The organism is Microbacterium sp. SA39 (genome assembly GCF_000967865.1).
Lineage (GTDB): Bacteria > Actinomycetota > Actinomycetes > Actinomycetales > Microbacteriaceae > Microbacterium.
This window is the reverse complement of record NZ_JXRU01000029.1, coordinates 142175-164392: the sequence shown is the minus strand read 5'-3', so window position 1 is coordinate 164392 and position 22218 is coordinate 142175. Positions and strand designations below refer to the sequence as shown.

The following is a 22218-nucleotide window of genomic DNA, read 5'->3' as shown; positions in this document are numbered from 1 at the left end:
CCGCCCGCGTTCCCGCCGCCCCCTCCTGCGCCGTGACCCTCGAGATCGAGCTCTCCGAGCTGGCCACTGAGATCGCGCGCGAAGCCGGGGAGCTCGCACTCCGGCGCCGTCGCGCGGGCGTGCATCTCGCGGCCACCAAGTCGACGATCGCCGACATCGTCACCGAAGCAGACCGCGAAGTCGAGGCGCTCATCCGGGCGCGGGTCGATGCGGCCCGACCCGGCGATGGGTTCCTCGGCGAGGAGACCGGCGCGGAGTCGGGGACCAGCGGCATCACCTGGGTGGTCGATCCGATCGACGGCACCGTCAACTACGCCTACGGGATGCCGGCCTACAACGTCAGCATCGCCGCCGTGCGAGGCTCGGCCGATCCCGGGTCGTGGGAAGCGCTCGCCGCCGCGGTGAACGCACCGGCTCTCGGCGAACTCTTCACTGCCGCTCTCGGTCATGGCGCCTGGATGGGGGAGACGCGCCTCGCGGTCACCACCGACACCTCGGCCGGTGCGCTTCTCGCCACGGGGTTCGGGTACGACCCGGCGACGCATGACGGCGACCTCGCCACAATGCGCCGGGTGATGCCGATGGCGCGAGACCTGCGTCGCTCGGGTTCCGCCGCTCTCGACCTGGCCTACGTGGCCGCAGGACGACTCGACGGCTACTTCGAGCGGGGGCTCAAACCGTGGGACTTCGCCGCGGGCGCACTGCTCATCACAGAAGCCGGTGGGCTCGCCTCGCGCCACGATGTCGAATCCGCGCGACCCATGTTGATCTCCGGAGGGCCGGAGGTCCACGCGCAGCTTCTCGCCGTCCTCGGCGAGAAACGTTGACCCGTTCATGGCATTCCCAGGCGGATGCAGGTAGTGTTTATGCGATCGTTACTTTCACCACCCGAAGGTGAGAGCTGAGTTAGCGCCCCCGAGCTTGCGCACGACCCGAGAGATAAGTTTTGCCCTTCGAGAACCCCCAGGCTGACGCTGCGCCCACGCGCCGCTCCAGCCGACTCCGCACTGAGGCCGTTGAGGCCCCCGCGGCGGGACCGACGGAGTCTGTCGCCGCAGTCGAGACCGTCCTTGCTTTCGCCGCTGTCGCCCCGCTCTCCCGTCGCGCCGCCCGCCAGCGGCAGACCGACGTAGCTCCGGTCGTCAACGCCCCGCTCGTCCCGTTCGCGGTCACGACGGCCGAGGCCGCTGCGCCCGCGCCTGCCGAGGCGCCCGCGGCCCCCCGCGCTGCCGGCACTGACACGGCGAGTGCGAATGCCGACGACGATGCCTTCGAGCGCGCTTCGCGGGCCTTCCGCACGACGGGCCCGGTGCCCACGGCATCCGCACGTCCGGCTTCAAACACCGAGACGGACCGCGAAGAGAAGCCCGAGACTTCTTCGCACGTCGCCGCACGCCGCCCCCGCAGCATGCGTAAGGTTCTCACCGTCGGCGCGACCGTCGGTGTCATGAGCCTCGCCGGCCTGCTCGCGGTCTCCATGACGCTTCCCGCCGAAGCCGTCGCCGCGGTCCAGGGATCACCTATCGCCGCGACCTCCCTGGTCAGTGCATCGGCCGCCTCGTCCGAGGCCGCGAAAGACGAGATCCAGGCCTTCGTGGCTCCCTCCGGCGTGCAGAACGAATCGCTGGCGCGAGCCGACGACTTCAGCACGGTCTCGCTCGTCGAGGTCGCCGCGGAGCAGGGCATCCGCTACTCGAGCGAGATCTACACCAACGATCCCGAGGCGGCGATCCAGTGGCCGTACCTCGTCGGCGTGGGGATGTCCTACGGGTACGGCATGCGCAGCGGTCGTCTCCACGAAGGCATCGACTTCGTCCCGGGCAACGGCGCCCCGGTGCAGGCCATCGCCGACGGCACCGTCCGCATCGCGACCGAGCAGGGCGGCGCCTACGGGGTGACCGTCTACATCGATCACGTCATCGACGGCAGTGTCATCACCAGCCACTATTCACACATGCAGTACGGATCGCTGCAGGTGACGCAGGGACAGACCGTCAAGGTCGGCGACGTCATCGGCAAGACGGGCAACACCGGACGCTCCTACGGTGCTCACCTGCACTTCGAGCTCATCGTCAACGGTTCGACCATCGATCCGCTGCCGTGGCTCAACGCGAACGCAGGTCGGTACTCGTACTGACCCGCCTTGATTTCATGAGGACGCCACTGTGATGGTATTCTCGTGTGGTTGCCCCGAGAGGGGCAGCACGCCCCGATAGCTCAGTGGCAGAGCACTTCCATGGTAAGGAAGGGGTCGTCAGTTCAATCCTGACTCGGGGCTCGCAGCATTCTTCTCACACGCGGACGGATGCCTCGCGGCAGGGTAGCTCAGCTGGTTAGAGCGCACGACTCATAATCGTGAGGTCGCGGGTTCAAGCCCCGCTCCTGCTACAGATCACACCCCGGTTCGCCGGGGTTTTTCTGTACCCACTACTTGCCCACGCCGCCCTAGCCGCGAAAGGGCAGTGGCTGATCAGTCGTCCGGGATCAGCCGCTTTCCGGTGAGCAGCGATGTCTCTCGGACATAGTCGAGCGCGTCGTAGAACTCGAGCACCGGATCGTTGCCGGCGCGGACCATCAGCATCACCTTCGGGCATCCGAGGGAGATGAGACGCGATTCGGCCTCGCCTACGAGGCGCCGTCCGATGCCCTCGCCCCGCCGCTCAGGCGCTGTCGCGAGGTAATAGAGCCAGCCGCGGTGGCCGTCATAACCAGCCATCACCGAACCGGCGACGAAATCGCGGTCGGCCGCGACGAGCAAGAGCTCCGGCCAGACCGCACGGGCACGACGGATGTCAATCCACGGGTCGTTCCACGGCCGCACCAGTCCGGCCTCTTCCCATAGGGCCACGACCTGTTCGACATCGGCATCGGTCAGCGGTCGGATCTCCACAGTCACTCGGCAAATCTACTTCGACGCCGTTCGAGGTGTCGCGGGCGCATCAGTCCGTGGGCGGGAACCGCTCGATGTTCGCCTCGACCCAGGTGCGGAGCTCGCGCAGCGGCTTCTCGGCGTCGATGCCGAGATCGGTGAGCGCGTACTCCACGCGCACGGGCACCTCGGCGTAGACGGTGCGCTCGAGCAGCGCTCGCGCCTCGAGTCGCCGAAGGGTCGCGGTCAGGACCTTCGGGCTGATCCCCTGCAGCCGCGTCTTCAGTTCGCCGAAGCGTTGGGGTCCGTCGCCGAGCGCGCCGATCGCCAGAGCGCTCCACTTGTCGGCGAGGAGATCGAGCACTCCGCGGCAGGGGCACTGAGAGTCGTAGACGTCGTGGGGTGCATCCGTGCGGCAGGCGGTCTGAGTCGGCATCCGTCCATGGTATCTCGTGGATACTTGGGGCGCTTGCGGGTAACTAGGTGCGTTCCGATAGCGTGACGGACATGGCACACGACATCACCTCTCTCCCTGAACTCATGCCCGCGATCGGCGCACGCGGCGGTCGCCCCGTCTCGGATCCCGAGTCGCTCACCGACCTCTCGCTGCCCGTACCGACGCCCGAGGGCAGGGATCTTCTCGTCGAGGTCGAGGGCGTCTCGATCAACCCCGTCGATGTGAAGGTGCGCGCGGGCTCGCCGACGTCGGGAGAGCGCCGGATCGTCGGCTACGACGCGGTCGGCACAGTGGTCGGTCTCGGCGACCAGGCCTCCCGCTTCGCGGTGGGGGACCGCGTGTTCTACGCCGGGCAGATCGATCGCCCGGGCACGAACAGCCGGTACCACCTCGTGAACGAGAACATCGTCGGGCACGCTCCGCGGTCGCTCTCGACGGCCGGGGCGGCAGCTCTCCCGCTCACGGCTATCACGGCCTGGGAAGCCCTGTTCGACAAGCTGCGTCTGGACGATCGCAGCGAGGGCACCCTCCTCGTCATCGGGGCAGCCGGCGGTGTCGGCTCGTTGATCATCCAGCTGGCCAAGGCGCTCACGAAGCTGACCGTGATCGCCGTCGCCTCGCGGAAGGAGTCGGCCGACTGGGTGCTGCAGATGGGCGCCGATCATGTCGTCGGGCGGGACTTCGCCGCCGAGGTCTCCGCGCTCGCGCCGAAGGGTGTCGATTACGTGTTCACCTCGTTCACTCCGGGCAACGTCCGCGCGATCGCCCAGGTCATACGCCCCCGCGGAGAGGTCGTGTCGATCGACGAGACCGGCGGCAGCATCGACGCCCTCAAGGCGAAGAGCGTCACCTGGCACTGGGAGCTCATGTTCACCCGGCCGGTGACCGATCCCACCGATCACTACCAGCACGAGCTTCTCGAGCAGTTCGCCGAGCTGATCGACGATGGCGTCATCCGCACCACGATGACGCAGCATCTCACCCCGCTGGATGCTGCGACCATGCGCCAGGCGCACGAGATCGTCGAGGCGTCTCAGACCATCGGCAAGGTGGTGGTCACCGACTGGGCGGCGGCGGAACAGCCCGCTTCGTGAGGGGTTGTGATCACGCGTGGGGAGGCCGCTCCGATATACCGTGAGCCTTCTAGTGCTCGAGCGCAACCCCCTGAGGAACCGCGCCGAGTTCGCGTACCTTCGCCACATGAGCACCGCGCGGTCAACACCTCAGACCCATGTCGCCATCGACGGTCGCGACTTCCTGCTCGCGCCCGATCAGGACATCGACGACCTCAAGCAACGCATCGAGGATGCCGCGCGATCCGGAGGTACGTTCGTCGGCTTCGAGTCGGGTGGAGTGCTCCTCAGCGCTCTGATCTCACGGACCAGTCAGGTCATCGTCGCGGTCGTCGACGAGTCGTCGTCCGGGTCAGGGCCCGACATGTCCGGTTACGAGATCGTCGAGTGGGAGTACTGACAGGCGGGACCGCGGCTCAGCGTCCTTCTCGCCTCCGGACCGACGGCGGCGGACGATGCGGGATCGGGATCGGACGCGTGGCGCGTGACGCATTCTGGAACTGCCGCACCGACTCGAGCACGTCGTCGACGGCGGGGTAGCGAAGGGCGAGGGGAAGGTCGCGCAGCCAGAGCACCTCGACATCCGCCGGGGTGTCTGCGTAGATGCGGCAGACCACGCGCCGGTGGTCTCCGTCGGGGTAGTGCAGATCGTGGATCGCCCAGGATTGCGCGCTGATCTCGATCAGTGCGAAACGTGGGTCCTGGTCCTGCTGCATCATGCTCCCGCCTGTGCTCAGCTTGAAGGATGACCGATCACCGGACGGACGGGTAGCCCCTTGACAGGTTCCACACTGTGCGCCGGAACGTGATGTCAAGGGGATCCGATCAACCCGCGAAGCGGACGAGACTGAGCACTCCACCCGCACTCACGATCGGAGACGACCATGTCAGACACCACCGCAGACCCCGATGACCGCCCCGAGGTCGACGCGATCGGTCTCGATCCCGACTTCGTCACGACCGACGACGACTTGGCGCCCGAGGACTCCTCTCCCGCTGAGGAGTCCTCGGACGATGACGACGAAGTGGACGTCTCCGACCTGCCGTGATCCCCGGTCTCCCTCCGGTGGGCGTCGCCTTCGCGGCGTCCACCCGGGTGACCCCACATGATGAGATTTCGACGAATCTGTGACGAATCGCTCCCGGCATCCGTCTTAGTGGTGTCGCCGAAGTGCGACCCGCCTCGATCTGAGGCGGCACACGCGAGAAGGAGTTCATCATGGCGGACGTCACGAGCGGCACCCCGACCAAGGCACAGATCGTCACGCCCGGACAGACGAGCGCAGTGGGCAGGACCACGATCGAGGATGCCGTCGTCGCCAAGATCGCCGGTATCGCCGCACGCGACGTGAACGGCGTCTACGCACTCGGCGGGGGAGCCGCCCGTATGGTGGGCGCCATCCGCGACGCGCTCAACACCAGTGACCTCTCGCAGGGCATCGCCGTCGAGGTGGGCGAGACCCAGGTCGCGGTCGACGTCACGATCGTCGCGGAGTATCCGGTCTCGCTGCAGAAGGTCGCCGACGACGTGCGCACCGCGATCCACCGCGCGATGGTCGACCTCGTCGGCATGGAGGTCGCCGAGGTGAACGTCACGGTCAACGACGTGCACATCCCGTCCGACGACGACGCCGCCGAGACCGCTCCGGAGGCGCGAGTCCTGTGAACGCTTCCGTGATCGGGGGCGCCACGGCGGCGACGCTGGCGCTGACCTGGATCGTCCTCGGCTTCTGGGCCTTCGTGCTCGTCGCCGTGGCCATCCTCGTGGGTGCGGGCATCGGCCGGATCCTCGACGGTCGGCTCGACGTCCGCGCACTCGCCGATGCCTTCCGAGGCCGGCGCTCGTCGTCGTGACGATCGACGGCACGTCCGAGTCGGCGCCGATCGCGGTCGTCGTGGGGACGACGACGTTCACCGGTCGCGCGCTGCAGCGGCTCGCCACCGGCATCGCCGGAGACGCCGCGCGGGTCTCGGCGCGTGACGTCTCGGCGCGGCTCTCGGACGAGAGGGGGGCGCTGCGCGTCTCGCTGACCGTGCCGGTGGCGCTTTCGGCGGAACGCGGGGGGACGATCGTCGACGACGGCGACGCCTTGCGTCGGACGGTCATCGAGCGGATGCGCGAGCTGTGCGGCCGGACGGTCGCGGTCGTCGACATCCGCTACTCGGGAGTGCGCCGACTGGCAGAGAGGAGAGTGCGATGACTATCGACGTCTCGACCTACCGTCGCGTGCTGCGCCGAGAGACCCACGCGTCGCGGACCATTGCTGCCGTGGCGGTGGCCTCGGCAGTTCTGGTGATCCTCCTCGCCCTCGTCGTGGGTGGCGTCGGATGGCTGATCGATCCGGTGTTCCGGGAGAACACCGCTAACGCCGGCGCCGGCATCGCGGAATTCGCCGGGCAGCCTGCGGCCGCAGTGGGAACAGGGGTCGCGCTCGTGCTCCTCGCACTGCTGATTCTTGCTCTCGCCGTGACCCCGGGTCGCCAGGCCCGTCGGGCTCGCACGACCGACCGTGCCGCTCTCCTCGTCGATGACGGCGTGATCGCCGATTCGATCGCCGAGCGCGTCGCGGGCCGCACGGGAGTCGCACGACGGCAGGTGTCGGTCACCGTCGGGCGCCGCATCACCTCGGTGCGGATCACTCCCACCAGCGGCCTTCCCGTCGACCGTGCTGCCGCGGAAGCGGCCGTCGCCGACACCGTCTCGGGGATCGGATTCGCCACGACCCCGCGCGTCATCATCACGGCAGAGGGTGTGATCGCATGAACGCCACCAACCGGGTGACCAACCGCGTCGTGCTGTTCCTGGCGGGGGCTGCGCTGCTGATCGCGGGTGCGTCGTCGCTCGCGGCCGGGCTGCTCGAGGCAGGAGACCCGCCCGTCTGGGCGGAGGGAGGCCTCGCGGCCGTGTCGGAAGCGTGGGCCTCGACAGCCCGGCGGACTGTCGAGATCGCGGGCGTCGGAGCGGTTCCGGTCGCACTGCTGATCGCCGCAGCGGCCGTGTTGCTGCTGACCGCGCTGCTGCTGGTCTTCGTGTTCACGCGTGGTGGCGGGCGGTCGAACGACGTGCTCGCGATCGACGCCGAGGGAGGCCGGACCACCGTGGACCGCGACGTCGCAGATGCGATCCTCACGGCTCCGCTCGCCGCGCGGACCGACGTGATCTCGGCGAGAGTCAACGCGTACCGGGTGAGGCGGACGCAGGCGCTGGAGCTCGCCGTCATCGTCCAGCCCGGCGCATCGCTCGATGCGGTCCTGGCCGCGGCCGAAACCGCAGTCAGTGACTGGGATGACCTTCTCGGGACCCGCATCCCGATCATGCTGCATCTCTCGGACCGACGTTGGCGCGATGCGCTCCGGCCCCGTGTTCGGGTGCAATGACCCGGCAGACCGCCGGAAGAGGATTCGGCCTCGAGATCCGGGGCCGGAATATGAAAGGAGACGCCATGGGCGCTGAAGACAAGATCAAGGCCGCTGCCGAGAAGGTCGCGGGCAAGGCCAAGGAGGCCGTGGGCAATGTCACCGGCAACGACAAGCTCGTCGCCGAGGGCAAGGCCGACCAGGCCAAGGGCGGCATCCGCAACACCGCCGAAGACGTCAAGGACGCCTTCAAGAAGTAGCGGACATCGGGGAGGGACTCGCGAGAGTCCCTCCCCGAATTCACGAATCGATGAGAGATGATCCGATCCGACGGCACATCCGTTCCGAATCTCCTGGGGGATCGGAACGAGGGAGTGAGCAGATGGAAGACGAACGCGTGCGCAGCGCGCTCGACCACGCGGATGACCGCATCGTCGCAGGGCGGGCGATGGACGGCGACGTCGAGTCGTTCGCGGTGCTGGTGCGGAGGTACACGCCGATGATGCGCGCGTACACGCTGCGGATGCTGAACGCCTCGGCCGACGTGGACGACGTCGTGCAGGAAGCGTTCGTCACGGCATGGCAGCGCTTCTCGGAGCTCGAGGACCCGTCGAAGGTGAAGAGCTGGCTGATGAGGATCGTCAGCCGCAAGGCGGTCGATCGCATCCGGGCGCTGCGACCGGTGGTCGACATCGACGCCATCGACCGTGCTGCTCCCGCGCACACCTCTCCCCATGAGGTCGCCGAGGCGCGCGCAGGCGTCGCCGCGCTCGGAGAGGCCTTGCGGGAGCTTCCGGATGCGCAGCGCGAGTGCTGGGTCCTCCGCGAGATGGGCGGCTACTCGTACGACGAGATCGCGGAAGAGCTCGGCATCCCCGTCACGACCGCACGGGGCCTGCTGGCCCGAGCGAGGAAATCCATGATCGTACGGATGGAGGAGTGGCGATGAACGATGACGACGTGACACCCGACTCCCGCGCATTCGGTCTGGAACCCAGCGACCTGGACGGGCACACCATCGAAGAGCTCACCGACTACCTCGAGGCGGGGCGGCAGCCTGCGAACCGCTCCATCGACGAGTCTCCCGGCTGCCAGCTGGCTCTCGACGCGCTCGAGCGACTGCATGGCCTGGGCGGAGAGCTGATCATCGCCGATGCCGCCGCAGCCTCCGAGGTCGAGGAAGGCTGGGTCGATCGCATCCTCAGCGGAATCGCGATGGATGCGCGTGCCGGTCGACGAATTCCCTTCGTCGCGCCGGAGGAGGACGTCGACCTCGCCATCACCGAAGGGGCGGTGCGCGGATTCATCCGATCGGCGGAGAACGCGGTGCCAGGAGTGCTGCTGGGGCGCTGCCGACTGGAGGGCGACGTCACCCAGCCGGGGTCTCCGATCCGGATCGAGATAGAGGCGAACGTGTTCCACGGCGAGCCGATTCCGCGTATCGCCGAGCGCCTCCGCGAAGAGGTCGACCGGCGCCTGCGCAGCCACACCGAACTCACCATCGCCGCGATCGACATCGCGATCCGTGACATCCAGGAGGTCTCGTCGTGGACGGGGGAGAAGTCATGACGCCGGCGGCGCGGGCGGAGTTCGCGGCAGACGTCGAGCGTGCGTTGCGGGCGACACCGGGTGTGCGGAACGTGTACCGGTCGGGATCGCTGATCTCCCACCTGCTGCGTGCGGGCGCAGCGGCGCTGGGGAGCCGCGACGACGGCTCGCCTATCGTGTCCGTCGTCGCGGGCGATCGAGGTGTCGTCGTCGAGGCCTCGGTCGGCATCGACTTCAGCGCGCCGGCGAACGTCACCCTCCGCTCGGCGTACACGGCGGTGGACGCGCAGCTGCGGGCCGCCGAGCTGCCTCGGGAGAGCATCACCCTGACCGTCGTGTACGTGCAGCCGCGTGAGGCGGCCTGACGGACGGCCCTCCGCCCCATGCGAGAAGTGCCGCTCCCGTATGTCGGGAGCGGCACTTCCGTATCGTGACAGCCAGCGATCAGGCGACGGCGCGAAGACCTTCGATGAGGGGCGTCGTCGGGCGGCCGATGAGGCGCGCGAGCGTGCCGTCGGTGTCGGCGAGCGCGCCGCTGCGGATGCCGGCGTCGAGCGCGACCACGAATCCGACGGTGCCCGCGTCGAGGCCCGCGGCTCCCAGGGCAGCGCTCTGTTCCTCGGGGGTGAGCGGCTGGTAGGTGACCGGCCGACCGGTGATCTCGGAGATCGCCGCGGCGAGATCGCCGTAGTTCCAGGCGACATCGCCACCGAGCTCGTAGACCTTGCCGATGTGACCGTCCTCGAGCAGGACCACAGCGGCGGCATCCGCGAAGTCCCTGCGGCTCGCCGAGGCCACGCGTCCGTCGCCGACGCCGGCGGCGAGGACGCCGGTCTCGGATGCGCGGACCAGGTCGGCGGCGTAGTTCTCGGTGTACCAGTTGTTGCGCAGGATCACAGAGGGGAGACCGGAGGCGGCGATGAGTTCTTCCGTCGCCTTGTGGTCGGGGGCGAGGACCAGGTCGCTGGTCGTGGCCTTCGGCGCGCTCGTGTAGACGAACTTCGAGACACCGGCCGCGGCGGCGGCATCGATGACCGCACGGTGCTGGTCCACGCGCTGGCCGACCTCGGAGCTGGAGACGAGCACGACGGAGTCGACGCCCTCCATCGCGGCCGCGATCGACGCGGCATCCGTGTAGTCGAGGTGCACGGCGGGTACGCCCAGATCGGCGGCCTTGGCGATGTCGCGGACTCCGGCGACGATCGACTGCGGGTCGGCGCCGCGCTCGAGCAGGCTGGCGATGATGAGACGGCCGAGGTTGCCGGTCGCGCCGGTGACGAGGATGGTCATGAGGTGTCCTTTCGTGGGTGACACCTTCGACAACCCCGTGTGGACCTCGCTGCATTCCGCCGAGAGGGTACCCACTTTGAAGTAAGGTACCTACATGTCGGTGAGTTTTGCGCAGATCAAGGAATCCACGCCATCGGTCTTCGGCCAGGGATGCGGCACGCGCGTGGTGCTCGACCACATCATGAGCAAATGGGGCGTGCTGGTGCTGTCGTCCCTGTCCGACGGCACGCACCGCTGGGGGCAGCTTCGTCGCGAGGTCGACGGCATCAGCGAGAAGATGCTGGCATCCACCCTCCGCACGCTCGCGGAGGACGGCCTCGTGCACCGCGAATCGCTGCCGACGGTGCCGCCGCACGTCGAGTACAGCCTGACTCCACTGGGTCGCGATCTGATGGAGCGGATGCTCCCCCTCATGGAGTGGGTGGCCGACCACGCGGACGGGATGCTCGGACGAAGCTGAACCTGCGGATTCCGTCGCCTCCTCCGTATCGGACTACGAAATCCGTCGCAGCAAGAAAAGGATTGACGCGAGAACCGCCGTGGCCCTACTGTTCTCAACATGTCAGCAACGACGCCTATCCACCTCGAACGACCCGACGGCAAGGGTCTGGCCGCAGGCACTCTGGGGCTCTGGGGCTCCACCGTCATCGGGCTCGCCTCCACCGCACCCGTCTACTCGCTCGTCGCGACCCTCGGCTACGTCGTGCTCGCCGTCGGAGCGCAGGCGCCGATCGCGTTCATCATCGCGTTCGTGCCGATGCTGCTGATCGCCTTCGCCTATCGCGAGCTGAACAACGCCGTGCCCGACTGCGGCACCACGTTCACCTGGGGAACGAAGGCGTTCGGCCCCTGGGTGGGCTGGATGGGCGGATGGGGCGTGGCGGTCGCCGGCATGGTCGTGCTCGCGAACCTCGCGCAGATCGCGTCGGTCTACTTCTGGTCGCTGATCGGCCAGGACCTCGCCAACGACGACTGGCGCGTCGTGCTCGTCGCCGTGCTCTTCATCGCCGCGATGACCTGGGTCAGCTGGCGCGGGGTCGAGATCGGCGAGCGCATCCAGAACATCCTGCTCGCCGTGCAGTACCTCGCCCTGGTGGTCTTCATCGTGGCCGCCCTCTGGCAGTTCTTCGCCGGCACGGCACCGAACCCCACTCCGTTCGACATGGAGTGGCTGAACCCCTTCGCGTTCACGAGCTGGCCCGGCTTCACCGAGTCCATCCTGCTGGCGCTCTTCATCTACTGGGGCTGGGACACCTGCCTCGCTTTGAACGAGGAGACCAAGGATCCGAAGCGCACCCCGGGACGAGCGGCGCTGCTGACCACGGTCATCCTCCTCTTCACGTACGTCGGCGTCACGATCGCGGCGATGATGTACGCGGGTCTCGGCGAGACGGGCACGGGGCTCGGCAACGAGGCCAACGCCGATGACTTCTTCCTCGCCATCAAGGACGGGCTCCTCGGCCCGTTCGGCTGGGTTCTCGTGGTCGCCGTCATCATCTCGGCGATCTCGTCGACGCAGACGACGATCCTGCCCACCGCCCGCGGCACGCTCGCGATGGGTGTGTACCGCGCGCTCCCGGCGAAGTTCAAGGACGTGCATCCGGAGTACAAGACCCCGTCGTTCTCGACGATCGTCATGGGCGTGGTGGCCGTCGCGTACTACATCGGCATGACCCTGATCAGCGACGACATCCTGCAGGACTCGATCCTGTCGCTCGGCCTCGCCATCGCGTTCTACTACGCGATCACCGGCTTCGCCTGCGCCTGGTACTTCCGCAAAGACCTCACGCGGTCGGCGCGGGAGTTCTTCTTCAAGGGGCTGTTCCCTGTGCTCGGTGCGGCCATGCTCACCTGGGCGTTCGTGCAGTCGGCGATCGACATGTGGGACGTGGACTACGGCTACACCGTGCTGTTCGGCATCGGCGGCACCTTCGTGATCGGCATCGGCGCGCTCGCGTTCGGTCTGGTGCTCATGTTCGTCTGGTATCTGTTCCCGCGGTCGAAGCGGTTCTTCCGCGGCGAGAGCCTGAACCGCGACACCCAGGTCATGGTGCCCGACGAGCCGGGCGTGACCATCCGGTCGATCGACGGCGGCATCTGACGGCGGCATCTGATCGCCCCCGCCTCTGACGGGGGGCGATCAGGCTTGTCCTAGGCTTGCCCCGTGCGCATCCGGCTCGACATCGCCTACGACGGCACCCACTTCCGCGGGTGGGCGAAGCAGCCCACCCTCCGAACCGTGCAGGGCACGCTCGAGCCGGCACTCGCTCGCATCGTCGGCTCGGAGGTGCAGTTCGTCGTCGCCGGGCGTACGGATGCCGGAGTCCACGCGACCGGCCAGGTGGCGCACGTCGACCTGGACGAGGCCCAGTGGGCGCGCATCGAGCGACGGCAGGGGCGGGGAACAGTCGACCCGGTCGGCGCGATCGCCGGGCGGATGCGAGGAGTGCTGGGCGCATACTCCGACGTGACCGTGGCCCGCAGCTCGCTGGCGCCGCAGGGATTCGACGCCCGGTTCTCAGCCGTCTGGCGCCGCTATCGCTACCGTCTCGCCGACGGGAAGGCGGGGTACGACCCGCTGCGGCGCCTCGACACGACCACCATCCGCGGGCAGTTGGATGAACGGGCGATGGATGCTGCGGCGCGCACCCTCATCGGACTGCACGACTTCGCGGCGTACTGCAAGCCTCGCGAGGGGGCGACGACCATCCGCACGCTCCTCGACTATCGCTGGGAACGCGACGCCCACGGCGTGCTCGTCGCAGAGGTCAAGGCCGACGCGTTCTGCCACAGCATGGTGCGGGCCCTCGTGGGGGGATGCGTCGCCGTCGGCGAGGGGCGCCTCGACGTGGGCGACCTCGTCGTGCTGCGGGACGCGCTCACCCGGACCAGCGAGTTCAAGGTGCTGGCGGCACGGGGTCTGACCCTGACCGAGGTCGGCTACCCCGCCGACGACCTGCTCGGCTCGCGCGCCGAGCAGACGCGCGCTCGCCGTCAGAGCGCGGAGGACTGAAGTCCCCCGAACCGTATGCTGAACCCACGGCACGTCTTTCACAGAACGACGGGGGCAGTGTGACGGATTGGAACGGCGCTCGGACGGGCGCATTCGCCGCGGCACTGCGCGCGGCGATCTCCGAGCGCGGCGTCACGCTGTCACGGCTGCAGCAGGGGCTCACCCATGACGGCAACAGCGTGTCGATGGCCACCCTCAGCTACTGGCGCCCGGGTGACCGACAGCCAGAGGGAGCGCAGTCGCTCAGCGTCGTCGACGCGCTCGAGGACCGCCTCGGCCTCGCGCGCGGACACTTGAGCTCGCTTCTGGAACCCTCCTTGCGACTCGGGCCGATGGCGCCGCCACGGCTGCCTTTCGACGAGGAGCGGGTGAACCGGGAGACCGAGGAGACGTTCCGCGCGCTGCAGGCCGCTCCGCAGAGCGCCCTGCGCGATCTCTCCACGCATCTGACCGTCCGGGTCGGGGCGGGCGGTGCGGTCGAGAGCGTGGTGATGCGCTCCCTCGTGCAGGCCACCCACGGTGTGATCGCGGAGTTGCCCCTCATCGACATCGCCCCCGAGGAGACAGAGGTCATGTCAGTCATCTCGGACGTCACCGGCGGACGGGTCGACCGGGAATACCTGCACCCGGGACATCTGCTCTCCGGAGTGGTGATCACGCTCGACGAGCCGATCACGACCGGTGGCACGACGCTGTTCGAGTTCACCGAGACTTTTCCGCCCGGGTATCCGCCGCGCCAGTCCGCCTGGCATGCGACCACGCGCTCGGCGCGCGAGACCCTCATCTGGGTCCACTTCCACCCGGACGCGCCGCCCAGCTGGTGCGAGGAGTATCTCGAGACGGAAGACGAGTACGTTTCGGCGATGCGTCCGGTGCGCAGCGGGTCCGTCCACCTCGTGCGTCATGGATTCGGTCCGGGAGTGCTCGGCATCCGATGGGGATACGACGAGTGATGGGAGCCGGAGCACAGCCGCGGCCGGTAGCGTGGGAGGCCTCATGAAGGTCATCTCGTACAACCTCCAGAAGCACAAGGCGGCCGGTGAGCTCGCCGCACTCGTGAGCGCCCACGATCCCGACATCCTGTGTCTGCAGGAGTGCGACGTGCCGGAGCTCCCCGCGGAGATCGGCGGTCTCGTGCTCGCCGACGCCACGCAGTCGAATCGGCTGGGCCTCGCACTGTTCTACCGGGCGAGCACGTATCGCCTGCAGGGCACCCGAATCCTGGGACTCAAGAAATCGCTGCACGACCGCATCGCGAAGCCCGCGCACGAGCGGGTGCTCGGGGCGCGTCTGCGTGACATCGACGACGGGCGTGATTTCATCGTCGCGTCGTTCCACGCCGCGCCGCTCACCGCCCTGAACTCTCTGCGTCGTCACCAGATCCGCGCGGCGCTGGATGAGCTCGCCTCGCTCGGCGACGGCCTGCCGCAGCTGATGGTCGGGGACTACAACTATCCGATCTTCAAGGAGCACCTCGGCCAGGCCGTGCGCGATCACGGGTATGCGCTCACGATGAGCGACGACCACACGTACACGCGGTACCGGGTCTTCCGGGGTCACTACGACTTCGCGACGTCGAAGGGGTTCGACATCGAGCACATCACGACGCTGCCGCAGGCGTCGAGCGACCACCGTCCGATCTTGGTGACGGTCACGGCCGACTGAACAGGGTCGTCGGGTGGGCCGCCGCCGCTCGACAGGTGTCGCTCGGGAGGTGTCACCATGCGCCGCTTCTGAGGGACTGTAGCGGCGTCTTGCGCCACCGGACGTGATCTGCGCGAAAGCCCTGCATCCGGCGCTGGCGTTGGAAGTGTCACGATGCGCCGCAGCGACGACGACTCGGCGGCGTTCTGCGCCACCGGAACTCGCGCGGTGGCGGCCGGCACGGTGCCGCGTCGCACTCGGCCGATCGCGCACGAGATCAGCGCACGAGATCATCGCGTGAACCCGCTCCAGCCGCGCTTCGCCAACGCCGCAGCGACGATCGAAAGACCATGGCGCGAGTTCCTCACGTGCACCGAGGTGAGGCGCTCGACGTGCCAGCCGGCGTCGACGTACGCGCGATACTTCTCGATATCGCGGTGCCATTGGGCTCGGGACGTACGGTGATGATCGCCTTCGATCTCGACGACGGTTCGGAACTCCGGATAGACGATCTCGGAGATGCCGAGGAGGCGACCATGCTCGTCTCGGATCTCGGCGTCTAGCAGGGGGTCAGGGAGCCCGACGGCCGCGGCATCGAGACGGAACTCCGTCTCCAACGGCGAAGAGCTTCCGACGCGTATCTGCTCCAGTGCCGCCCGCAGGAGCTTCGTCGTCGGTGGCCGTGCGCCGGCATCCGTCATCGCCCGCAGATCATCGAGCGTCGCGAGTGCGAGTTCCGGATGCTGGCGCCCGAACCGGTCGCGGGGAATCTGCACGAAGAAGTCCCCGGCGACCACGAGCTCACGTTCCGAGAGGTCTCTGCCGAGCATCGTCCAGGTGGAAGCCGGCGTACTGATCGGAAGCTCCTCGAGCTCGGTGACCGCTGCCAGGCGCTGCGAGACCTTCCGCCCGTGGATGCCGCGTGCCCGCGGCGCGCGCTGCGGTGCGCACACCGCGACGTCGAGCTCTCCGCCGGGCGCGACGGGCGCTCCGAACAGGCAGGCGGCGGTACGTCCGCAGAAGAAGGCGCCGGGGCGCATGATCTGGGAGTAGGCGCGAGCGTCGCGGAGAGTCGCTGCGCGCCGCCGTCTGTCGAGAGCGAGAGGCGCTTCGCCGGTGCTCTGCTCGGCCTCGGTGCTGGATCGGGCCTCGCGCCCCGCTTCCGTCTCGGCTGTGGACTCGTCTTTCGACGGGACGCGGCGCACTCCATGGAACGGCGTCGCGAGGTCGAGCGCGCGAAGTCGTCGTTTCGAGACTCCGGCGCCGAGCGCGTCGGCGACGGAGAAGGCGTCGCCGAGTTCGACGGGAAGGGGGCGAGGGCGCGGCATCCTCGTACTCTGCTCGTTCAGCGGCATCCGCGTATGCACGATTCGCGCGCCCGGTGGACGCCCCACGGCGAATGACGATCGTGCAGGAGCGCTTGCCCGCGACGAGGTGGCGCGATCTGCCGCTGATGGCCGTCGATGCGGCAACGTGGGCCACCTCCCCGGTGGCGCCGCGGTGAGCCCGGCGTGAGCCCGCCGGCGCGTGGCGCAGAGCGCCGCTGCCTACGCGTTGGAACGACACTTACGGACACCTCTCGTTCCGGACACCTGACCCGGTTTGAGGAAGGGCACCGAGTGGCGTATGCTGTCTCTTTGGTGCCCTTCCCTTCTGCGGGGAAGAAGCACAATCCGAACGTGAGCCCTCCACTGGCGTGTTCCTCCCCTTGGGGAAGAACCACCCCGGAGTGGGATTCACGAACTTCTCCGTTCGACATAAGAAAGCAGCACTATCGTGACGCGCACTTACACCCCGAAGGCCGGCGAGGTCCAGCGTGACTGGGTCGTCATCGACGCCACAGACGTCGTTCTCGGCCGTCTGGCTTCGCACGCCGCTACGCTCCTGCGTGGCAAGCACAAGCCCACCTTCGCAAACCACATCGACTCGGGTGACTTCGTCATCATCGTGAACGCCGACAAGGTCGCGCTCACCGGTCAGAAGCTCCAGAAGAAGCTGGCTTACCGTCACTCGGGTTACCCGGGCGGCCTCAAGTCGGTCACTTACGCCGAGCTGATGGAGAAGAACCCGGTCCGCGCCGTGGAGAAGGCCATCCGTGGCATGCTCCCCAAGAACAGCCTGGGCCGTCAGCAGCTGTCGAAGCTCAAGGTGTACGTCGGTGCCGAGCACCCGCACGCCGCTCAGCAGCCCGTGCCGTACACCCTCGACCAGGTCGCCCAGTAAGCGCCGTAAAGACTTAAGGACATACTCGTGGCTGACATCCAGGACACCACCGAAACCCCCCAGAACTTCTCGACGTCGACTCCCGAGACCGAAGCAGTCGAGGCGGCTCCCCGCCCCGTGCTCAGCGTCCCGGGTGCCGCTGTCGGCCGTCGCAAGCAGGCCATCGCCCGCGTGCGCATCGTCCCCGGCTCGGGAACGATCACGGTCAACGGCCGCACGATCGAGGACTACTTCCCGAACAAGCTGCACCAGCAGCTGATCAACGACCCGTTCACGGTGCTCAACCTCACCGGCGCGTACGACGTGATCGCCCGCATCTCCGGCGGAGGCCCCTCGGGCCAGGCCGGCGCGCTGCGTCTCGGCATCGCCCGTTCGCTGAACGGCATCGATGAGGAGAACAACCGTCCGACCCTGAAGAAGGCCGGCTTCCTCTCGCGTGACGCTCGCGTCAAGGAGCGCAAGAAGGCTGGACTCAAGAAGGCCCGTAAGGCGCCTCAGTACTCGAAGCGTTAAGGTCAACTGCCCCGATGCCGATCTTTGGCACGGACGGCGTGCGAGGGCTTGCCAATGGCATCCTCACCGCCGACCTGGCGCTCACCCTGGCCCAGGCGACTGCTGTCGTCCTGGGCCAGGGCCGTACTGCGGAGTCTCGTAAAGCCGAAGGCAAGAGACTCCTCGCAGTTGTCGCCCGAGACCCCCGGGTCTCGGGACACTTCCTCACCGCTGCCGTGTCCGCAGGTCTCGCGTCCTCGGGCGTCGACGTGCTCGAGGCCGGGGTCATCCCGACGCCTGCGCTCGCGTTCCTCGTCGCCGACCGCGATGCCGACTTCGGCGTGATGATCTCGGCGTCGCACAACGCCGCGCCCGACAACGGCATCAAGATCTTCGCGCGCGGCGGGCGCAAGCTCCCCGACGTCGTCGAGCAGCGCATCGAAGAGGCCATGTCGGGGGAGATGCTCCGCCCGACCGGTGCAGGCGTCGGTCGCATCGAGCGGTTCTCCGATGCGGAGGACCGCTACGTGCTTCACCTCCTCGGCTCTCTGCCGAACCGGCTCGACGGCATCCACGTCGTGCTGGACTGCGCTCACGGCGCGGCATCCGGCGTCTCTCCGGAGACGTTCCGCGACGCCGGCGCCGAGGTGACCGTCATCGGGGCCGATCCCGATGGCTGGAACATCAACGACGGCGTCGGATCGACCTACCTCGACAACCTGGCCGAGGCAGTGGTCCGGCTGGGCGCCGACATCGGCATCGCGCATGACGGCGACGCCGACCGCTGCCTCGCGGTCGATGCCGCCGGCAACCACATCGACGGCGACCAGATCATGGCGATCCTGGCCGTGTCGATGAAGGAACGCGGACACCTCACCGACGACACGCTCGTGGCGACCGTGATGAGCAATCTCGGTCTGCACGTCGCGATGCGCGAGCACGGCATCGCCGTGCGGCAGACGGCCGTCGGCGACCGCTACGTCCTCGAGGACATGAACCAGGGCGGTTACGCGCTGGGTGGCGAGCAGTCGGGCCACGTCATCATGAGCGAGTACGCCACCACGGGTGACGGCCTCCTGACAGGCCTCCACCTGGTGGCCGAGATGGCGCGCCAGAAGAAGACCGCCGCCGAGCTCGCCGCGGTGATGAAGGTCTATCCGCAGGTGCTCATCAACGTGCGCGATGTCGACAAGGACCGCGTCGCCGAGGACGAGCACGTGCAGCAGGCCGTGCGCGAGGTGGAGGCCGAGCTGGGTGACACCGGCCGAGTGCTGCTGCGCAAATCCGGCACGGAGCCGCTCGTGCGCGTCATGGTGGAAGCGGCGGATGCCGAGTCGGTGCGTGCCTACGCGGACCGCCTCGCCGGTGTCGTGCAGGAGCGTCTGGCGCTCTGACGAGACCCGTGGCGCAAGCGACGAAACGCCCCCGATCACTCGGGGGCGTTTCGCGTCCACACCCTCCTACGGGGCGGCGCAGATCCGGTAGTAGCCGCTGTCGGCGAGGGTCTCGGTCGCGCAGGCGAGACCGGTGAGGCGCGGCGCGTCCTTCATCGCCTCGGCGTCGAAGAGACCGACGTGCGCCCCCGTGAGCACGATCGGCGCGACGGCCGCGCCCCAGGGGTCTGCGGCCAGCCATTCCACGTCGTTGTCGGCCACCCAGTCCGCGAGAGGCGCGACGCCGGTGCGCTGCTGTTCGAGCGTGATGAGCGTGGGCGGCGCGAACTGCAAGAGGACGTGGGTCACGCCGCTGGCGGCCACGACGAGTGCGAGAGCGGATGCCGCGACGACACCGGTGATGCGCATGGCCTTGGCCTGCGGCATCCGCATGACAGCCCAGACGGCGACCGCGGCGATGATGGGGAAGAACGCGAACACGCCGGGTGCCGGATGCCGCACCCAGAGCGGCAGGCGCGATGCGGTCGCCCACCAGCCCACGAAGGCGAGCGCGCCGACGAACGCCGCGAGGGCGTAGGCGATCACGACGCGCTCCTCAGGCGTCGCCGAGCGCCAGCGGAGCACGATCCCCGCGGTCGCGAGCGCGATCGCGATGACGGCGCCGATGACGGCGATCACGCCCGGCAATGACCACGAGTCGGCGAGGGTGCCGAGCTTCTGCAGCACGGAGCTGGCGGCGTCGCCCTGGCCGCCGCTGCGGACGAACCTCACCAGGTTCCGAAGGTGCTCCACGAACCCGGAGAAACCGAGCGAGATCAGCGCCGAGAGCTCGAAGAGCAGGGTCGGCACCGCCACCAGTACGAGCGGAAGCCAGGCGCGCCGCAGCAGATCGCGGACACGCGCCCAGCCCGTGCCGTCCGAGAGCACCCAGAGGGCGATCGCGAAGGCCGGCAGCGCGAGGAGCGCGATGAGCTTCGCCTGGATGGCGAGCCCGACGAGGAGACCGGCGAGCCAGGCGCGACGCGGCAGCACGATCAGGGCCCAGACCAGGAGAGCGGCCGCGGGGATCTCGCCGAGCAGGTCGCCGGGCCCCTGGATGGGGGAGACGCCGGCGCCCGCGGAGAAGGCGAGCGGCACGGCCACGGCGAGCAGGGCCGCCCAGCGCCCGGCGATGCGGTGCCCGATGACGGCGAGCCCGGCGAGCAGCAGCACCCAGTAGGCCAGGGGGATCAGGCGTGCGGCGAGGACGGGGTCGATTCCCGTCGCCAGGAGGAGCGCTACCGGGAGCAGCACGACGGGACCCGTCGAGATGCGCGGGTCGAACGGGGTGATGACCGAACCGGAGAGCGCTCCGTCGCTCGCGTAGCCGAGCCCGGCGAGCAGGTTGCGCGGGACGGTGAGGTTGAACGCCTCGTCCTCCCAGAAGCGCCACACGAACAGGCTGTGCCACGCGACGATCGCGTGTCCGACCAGCAGGCCGACGGCCACCGTCCAGAACAGGATCGTGCGCGTGCGGGTCATCGCGCGACAGGCTCCGGCCGACGGATGCCACGCAGCGGCGCGCCCGGGCGCAGCGAGAGGTTCCAGGCCTCGGCGAGGGCGGTGCGGACGAACGAGCGGAGGCGCTTCGGAGGCAGGCTGACGCCGTTGCCGCGGCCCCACATCGTTCCCGTGGTCGACGCTCCGCGCCGCGGGATGCTGGCGACCCGCAGGTAGCGCACCGTGAACCCGGCGCGGGCTTCCGCCAGCGAGAAGTGCACGTGCGGCACCGTGGCGTCGGCCGGGATCGCATCGACCAGCGAGCGGAGGGCATCCGGGCGGTATGCGCGCAGCGGCGTGTTGACGTCAGGGATGCGGCGACCCGCCGCGAGGGCGATCAGCAGGCCCACGGCCGAGGTGAGCACCTTGCGGTACCAGGGGTCGGTGCGGCCATCGCGGACGCCGTGCACGACATCGGCATCCGCCTGTTCGAGAGCGGCGAGGAGGCGCGGGAAGTCGCGTCCGTAGAACTGTCCGTCGCCGTCGACATGGATCAGCGCCGAGGGGTCAGCGGCGAGCCCGGCGCGGTAGGCCGCGAGTGCGGTGGGGCCGTGCCCACGGTTGGCGGGCTGCAGTTCGACGGTCACATCGGCGACGCCGTCGAACACCGCCGCCGTGGCATCCGTCGACCGATCGTCGGCGATGTGGAAGGTCACGCGGTCGGCGAGGGGCGAGACGGAATCCCGGATCTCGTCGATGAAGCCTCGAATTCCCTCGACCTCGTTGAAGGCGGGCATGACGATGGCAAGGTGGCGGAGGGTCACGGGGGTCCTAGGGGTGGCGGGGCGCAGGGCATTCTGCAAGTAGCCTAGTTGAGCCATGAATCCTCCCTCCCGCCTGCGCCGCCTCGTCGGCGTCGGCAGCCGCTTCCTCGTCGTCGGGGGTCTCAGCACCCTCATCGAGATCGGCGTCTTCAATCTGCTCGTCTACGTGTGGGGCTGGGACGTCGTCGCCGCGAAGATCGTCGCGTCTCTGGTCGCCCTCGTGAACGCGTACATCGGCAACCGGGAATGGACGTTCCGCCACCGGGACCGCCGCGGTCGGGCCGCCGAGGTGGCGCTGTTCCTGGCGACCAACGTCGTGTGCACCGCGATCGGTGCCGCGCTCGTCTGGGCCGGGGTGGAACTGGTGGCCGGCTCGCTGGGCCGGCAGCCCGGGGCCCTCGCGGTGAACGCGGTGAATCTGGCGAGCATCGTGATCGTCGTGCTCCTGCGCTTCATCCTGTATCACTGGGTCGTCTTCCGCGTCACGCCGAAGGCCGCATAGCCGCTCCCGTGGCACTTGTGGTGGGTGTTCGGCGGAAACACCCGCCAGAACTG

General features: G+C 68.6%; 30 protein-coding genes and 2 tRNA genes. 25 read left to right on the top strand and 7 right to left on the bottom strand.

Annotation, left to right across the window (positions count from 1 at the left end):
* Window positions 1-32 precede the first annotated feature (32 nt).
* The 4 genes from RS85_RS05900 to RS85_RS05885 all read left to right on the top strand — a co-directional run bounded on the left by RS85_RS05900 (window position 33) and on the right by RS85_RS05885 (window position 2388).
* Window positions 33-827: an inositol monophosphatase family protein gene (locus tag RS85_RS05900; protein ID WP_046012491.1), complete on the top strand. Its 795-nt coding sequence runs from the start codon at window positions 33-35 to the stop codon at window positions 825-827.
* A gap of 119 nt (window positions 828-946) precedes the next feature.
* Window positions 947-2137, top strand: coding sequence for a M23 family metallopeptidase (locus RS85_RS05895; protein ID WP_046012490.1), 1191 nt, complete (start codon window positions 947-949; stop codon window positions 2135-2137).
* 69 nt (window positions 2138-2206) lie between these two features.
* A tRNA-Thr gene (locus tag RS85_RS05890) sits at window positions 2207-2278 on the top strand.
* Window positions 2279-2314: 36 nt separating this feature from the next.
* Window positions 2315-2388, top strand: a tRNA-Met gene (locus RS85_RS05885).
* Window positions 2389-2470: 82 nt separating this feature from the next.
* On the opposite strand, the gene RS85_RS05880 is transcribed toward RS85_RS05885, so the two are convergent.
* On the bottom strand, window positions 2471-2896 hold the full coding sequence (locus RS85_RS05880; protein ID WP_052703444.1) for a GNAT family acetyltransferase: 426 nt from the start codon (window positions 2894-2896) through the stop codon (window positions 2471-2473).
* A gap of 43 nt (window positions 2897-2939) precedes the next feature.
* Window positions 2940-3305 carry a winged helix-turn-helix transcriptional regulator gene (locus RS85_RS05875; protein WP_046012488.1) on the bottom strand — a complete coding sequence of 122 codons (366 nt, stop codon included), beginning with the start codon at window positions 3303-3305 and terminating at the stop codon, window positions 2940-2942.
* Between the two features lie 71 nt (window positions 3306-3376).
* Here RS85_RS05875 and RS85_RS05870 point away from each other — a divergent pair, with 71 nt between their 5' ends.
* Window positions 3377-4420, top strand: a complete 1044-nt coding sequence (locus RS85_RS05870; protein ID WP_235282351.1) for a zinc-binding alcohol dehydrogenase family protein — start codon at window positions 3377-3379, stop codon at window positions 4418-4420.
* 106 nt (window positions 4421-4526) lie between these two features.
* Complete coding sequence (locus RS85_RS05865) at window positions 4527-4799, top strand: hypothetical protein (RefSeq protein WP_152642341.1); 273 nt, start codon at window positions 4527-4529, stop codon at window positions 4797-4799.
* A 16-nt stretch (window positions 4800-4815) separates the two neighbouring features.
* Here RS85_RS05865 and RS85_RS05860 read toward each other — a convergent pair whose 3' ends face one another.
* A complete protein-coding gene (locus tag RS85_RS05860) occupies window positions 4816-5118 on the bottom strand; it encodes a hypothetical protein (RefSeq protein ID WP_235282350.1) in 303 nt (100 codons plus the stop codon).
* Window positions 5119-5283: 165 nt separating this feature from the next.
* On the opposite strand from RS85_RS05860, the gene RS85_RS19680 reads away from it, so the two are divergent.
* The 10 genes from RS85_RS19680 (at window position 5284) to RS85_RS05815 (ending at window position 9669) form a co-directional block, all read left to right on the top strand.
* Window positions 5284-5448 carry a hypothetical protein gene (locus RS85_RS19680; protein WP_160298613.1) on the top strand — a complete coding sequence of 55 codons (165 nt, stop codon included), beginning with the start codon at window positions 5284-5286 and terminating at the stop codon, window positions 5446-5448.
* A 170-nt stretch (window positions 5449-5618) separates the two neighbouring features.
* The gene (locus RS85_RS05855; protein WP_046012486.1) at window positions 5619-6065 is read left to right on the top strand and encodes an Asp23/Gls24 family envelope stress response protein; all 447 of its coding nucleotides are present in this window, start codon (window positions 5619-5621) and stop codon (window positions 6063-6065) included.
* Window positions 6062-6253: a DUF2273 domain-containing protein gene (locus RS85_RS05850; RefSeq protein ID WP_046012485.1), complete on the top strand. Its 192-nt coding sequence runs from the start codon at window positions 6062-6064 to the stop codon at window positions 6251-6253. The genes RS85_RS05855 and RS85_RS05850 overlap by 4 nt, the downstream gene beginning before the upstream one ends.
* On the top strand, window positions 6250-6600 hold the full coding sequence (locus tag RS85_RS05845; protein WP_046012484.1) for a hypothetical protein: 351 nt from the start codon (window positions 6250-6252) through the stop codon (window positions 6598-6600). The genes RS85_RS05850 and RS85_RS05845 overlap by 4 nt, the downstream gene beginning before the upstream one ends.
* Window positions 6597-7163, top strand: a complete 567-nt coding sequence (locus RS85_RS05840) for a hypothetical protein (protein ID WP_052703442.1) — start codon at window positions 6597-6599, stop codon at window positions 7161-7163. The genes RS85_RS05845 and RS85_RS05840 overlap by 4 nt, the downstream gene beginning before the upstream one ends.
* The gene (locus RS85_RS05835) at window positions 7160-7777 is read left to right on the top strand and encodes a hypothetical protein (RefSeq protein ID WP_046012483.1); all 618 of its coding nucleotides are present in this window, start codon (window positions 7160-7162) and stop codon (window positions 7775-7777) included. The genes RS85_RS05840 and RS85_RS05835 overlap by 4 nt, the downstream gene beginning before the upstream one ends.
* A gap of 65 nt (window positions 7778-7842) precedes the next feature.
* Window positions 7843-8016, top strand: a complete 174-nt coding sequence (locus RS85_RS05830) for a CsbD family protein (RefSeq protein ID WP_046012482.1) — start codon at window positions 7843-7845, stop codon at window positions 8014-8016.
* A 122-nt stretch (window positions 8017-8138) separates the two neighbouring features.
* Complete coding sequence (locus RS85_RS05825) at window positions 8139-8705, top strand: RNA polymerase sigma factor (RefSeq protein WP_046012481.1); 567 nt, start codon at window positions 8139-8141, stop codon at window positions 8703-8705.
* The gene (locus RS85_RS05820) at window positions 8702-9325 is read left to right on the top strand and encodes a hypothetical protein (RefSeq protein ID WP_046012517.1); all 624 of its coding nucleotides are present in this window, start codon (window positions 8702-8704) and stop codon (window positions 9323-9325) included. The genes RS85_RS05825 and RS85_RS05820 overlap by 4 nt, the downstream gene beginning before the upstream one ends.
* Window positions 9322-9669, top strand: coding sequence for a hypothetical protein (locus RS85_RS05815; protein WP_046012480.1), 348 nt, complete (start codon window positions 9322-9324; stop codon window positions 9667-9669). The genes RS85_RS05820 and RS85_RS05815 overlap by 4 nt, the downstream gene beginning before the upstream one ends.
* Window positions 9670-9748: 79 nt before the next feature.
* Here RS85_RS05815 and RS85_RS05810 read toward each other — a convergent pair whose 3' ends face one another.
* Window positions 9749-10594 (bottom strand): SDR family oxidoreductase, encoded by an 846-nt coding sequence (locus RS85_RS05810; RefSeq protein WP_046012479.1) that lies wholly within the window; start codon window positions 10592-10594, stop codon window positions 9749-9751.
* Between the two features lie 94 nt (window positions 10595-10688).
* On the opposite strand from RS85_RS05810, the gene RS85_RS05805 reads away from it, so the two are divergent.
* From RS85_RS05805 to RS85_RS05785, 5 genes are all read left to right on the top strand, one after another.
* Window positions 10689-11054 carry a winged helix-turn-helix transcriptional regulator gene (locus RS85_RS05805; RefSeq protein ID WP_046012478.1) on the top strand — a complete coding sequence of 122 codons (366 nt, stop codon included), beginning with the start codon at window positions 10689-10691 and terminating at the stop codon, window positions 11052-11054.
* Window positions 11055-11153: 99 nt separating this feature from the next.
* Window positions 11154-12695 carry an APC family permease gene (locus RS85_RS05800; protein WP_046012477.1) on the top strand — a complete coding sequence of 514 codons (1542 nt, stop codon included), beginning with the start codon at window positions 11154-11156 and terminating at the stop codon, window positions 12693-12695.
* A 63-nt stretch (window positions 12696-12758) separates the two neighbouring features.
* Window positions 12759-13607, top strand: a complete 849-nt coding sequence (locus RS85_RS05795) for a tRNA pseudouridine synthase A (RefSeq protein WP_046012476.1) — start codon at window positions 12759-12761, stop codon at window positions 13605-13607.
* Window positions 13608-13666: 59 nt separating this feature from the next.
* A complete protein-coding gene (locus RS85_RS05790) occupies window positions 13667-14560 on the top strand; it encodes a hypothetical protein (protein ID WP_046012475.1) in 894 nt (297 codons plus the stop codon).
* Window positions 14561-14603: 43 nt separating this feature from the next.
* A complete protein-coding gene (locus tag RS85_RS05785) occupies window positions 14604-15272 on the top strand; it encodes an endonuclease/exonuclease/phosphatase family protein (protein WP_046012516.1) in 669 nt (222 codons plus the stop codon).
* 269 nt (window positions 15273-15541) lie between these two features.
* Here RS85_RS05785 and RS85_RS05780 read toward each other — a convergent pair whose 3' ends face one another.
* Window positions 15542-16579, bottom strand: coding sequence for a hypothetical protein (locus RS85_RS05780; RefSeq protein WP_046012474.1), 1038 nt, complete (start codon window positions 16577-16579; stop codon window positions 15542-15544).
* A gap of 448 nt (window positions 16580-17027) precedes the next feature.
* Between RS85_RS05780 and rplM the strand changes: the two genes are divergently transcribed.
* From rplM to glmM, 3 genes are read left to right on the top strand one after another with little or no spacing between them, the layout of a single operon-like run.
* Window positions 17028-17474: a 50S ribosomal protein L13 gene (gene rplM, locus RS85_RS05775; RefSeq protein WP_046012473.1), complete on the top strand. Its 447-nt coding sequence runs from the start codon at window positions 17028-17030 to the stop codon at window positions 17472-17474.
* Window positions 17475-17501: 27 nt separating this feature from the next.
* Window positions 17502-17987: a 30S ribosomal protein S9 gene (gene rpsI, locus RS85_RS05770; RefSeq protein WP_046012472.1), complete on the top strand. Its 486-nt coding sequence runs from the start codon at window positions 17502-17504 to the stop codon at window positions 17985-17987.
* Window positions 17988-18001: 14 nt separating this feature from the next.
* Window positions 18002-19360 (top strand): phosphoglucosamine mutase, encoded by a 1359-nt coding sequence (glmM, locus tag RS85_RS05765; RefSeq protein WP_046012471.1) that lies wholly within the window; start codon window positions 18002-18004, stop codon window positions 19358-19360.
* Between the two features lie 66 nt (window positions 19361-19426).
* Here the strand turns inward: glmM and RS85_RS05760 are convergent, their stop codons facing one another.
* Window positions 19427-20881, bottom strand: coding sequence for a hypothetical protein (locus tag RS85_RS05760; RefSeq protein WP_046012470.1), 1455 nt, complete (start codon window positions 20879-20881; stop codon window positions 19427-19429).
* The gene (locus tag RS85_RS05755) at window positions 20878-21720 is read right to left on the bottom strand and encodes a glycosyltransferase family 2 protein (RefSeq protein ID WP_235282349.1); all 843 of its coding nucleotides are present in this window, start codon (window positions 21718-21720) and stop codon (window positions 20878-20880) included. The genes RS85_RS05760 and RS85_RS05755 overlap by 4 nt, the downstream gene beginning before the upstream one ends.
* Between RS85_RS05755 and RS85_RS18950 the strand changes: the two genes are divergently transcribed.
* The gene (locus RS85_RS18950; protein ID WP_052703440.1) at window positions 21719-22165 is read left to right on the top strand and encodes a GtrA family protein; all 447 of its coding nucleotides are present in this window, start codon (window positions 21719-21721) and stop codon (window positions 22163-22165) included. The genes RS85_RS05755 and RS85_RS18950 overlap by 2 nt on opposite strands.
* Window positions 22166-22218: the final 53 nt, after the last annotated feature.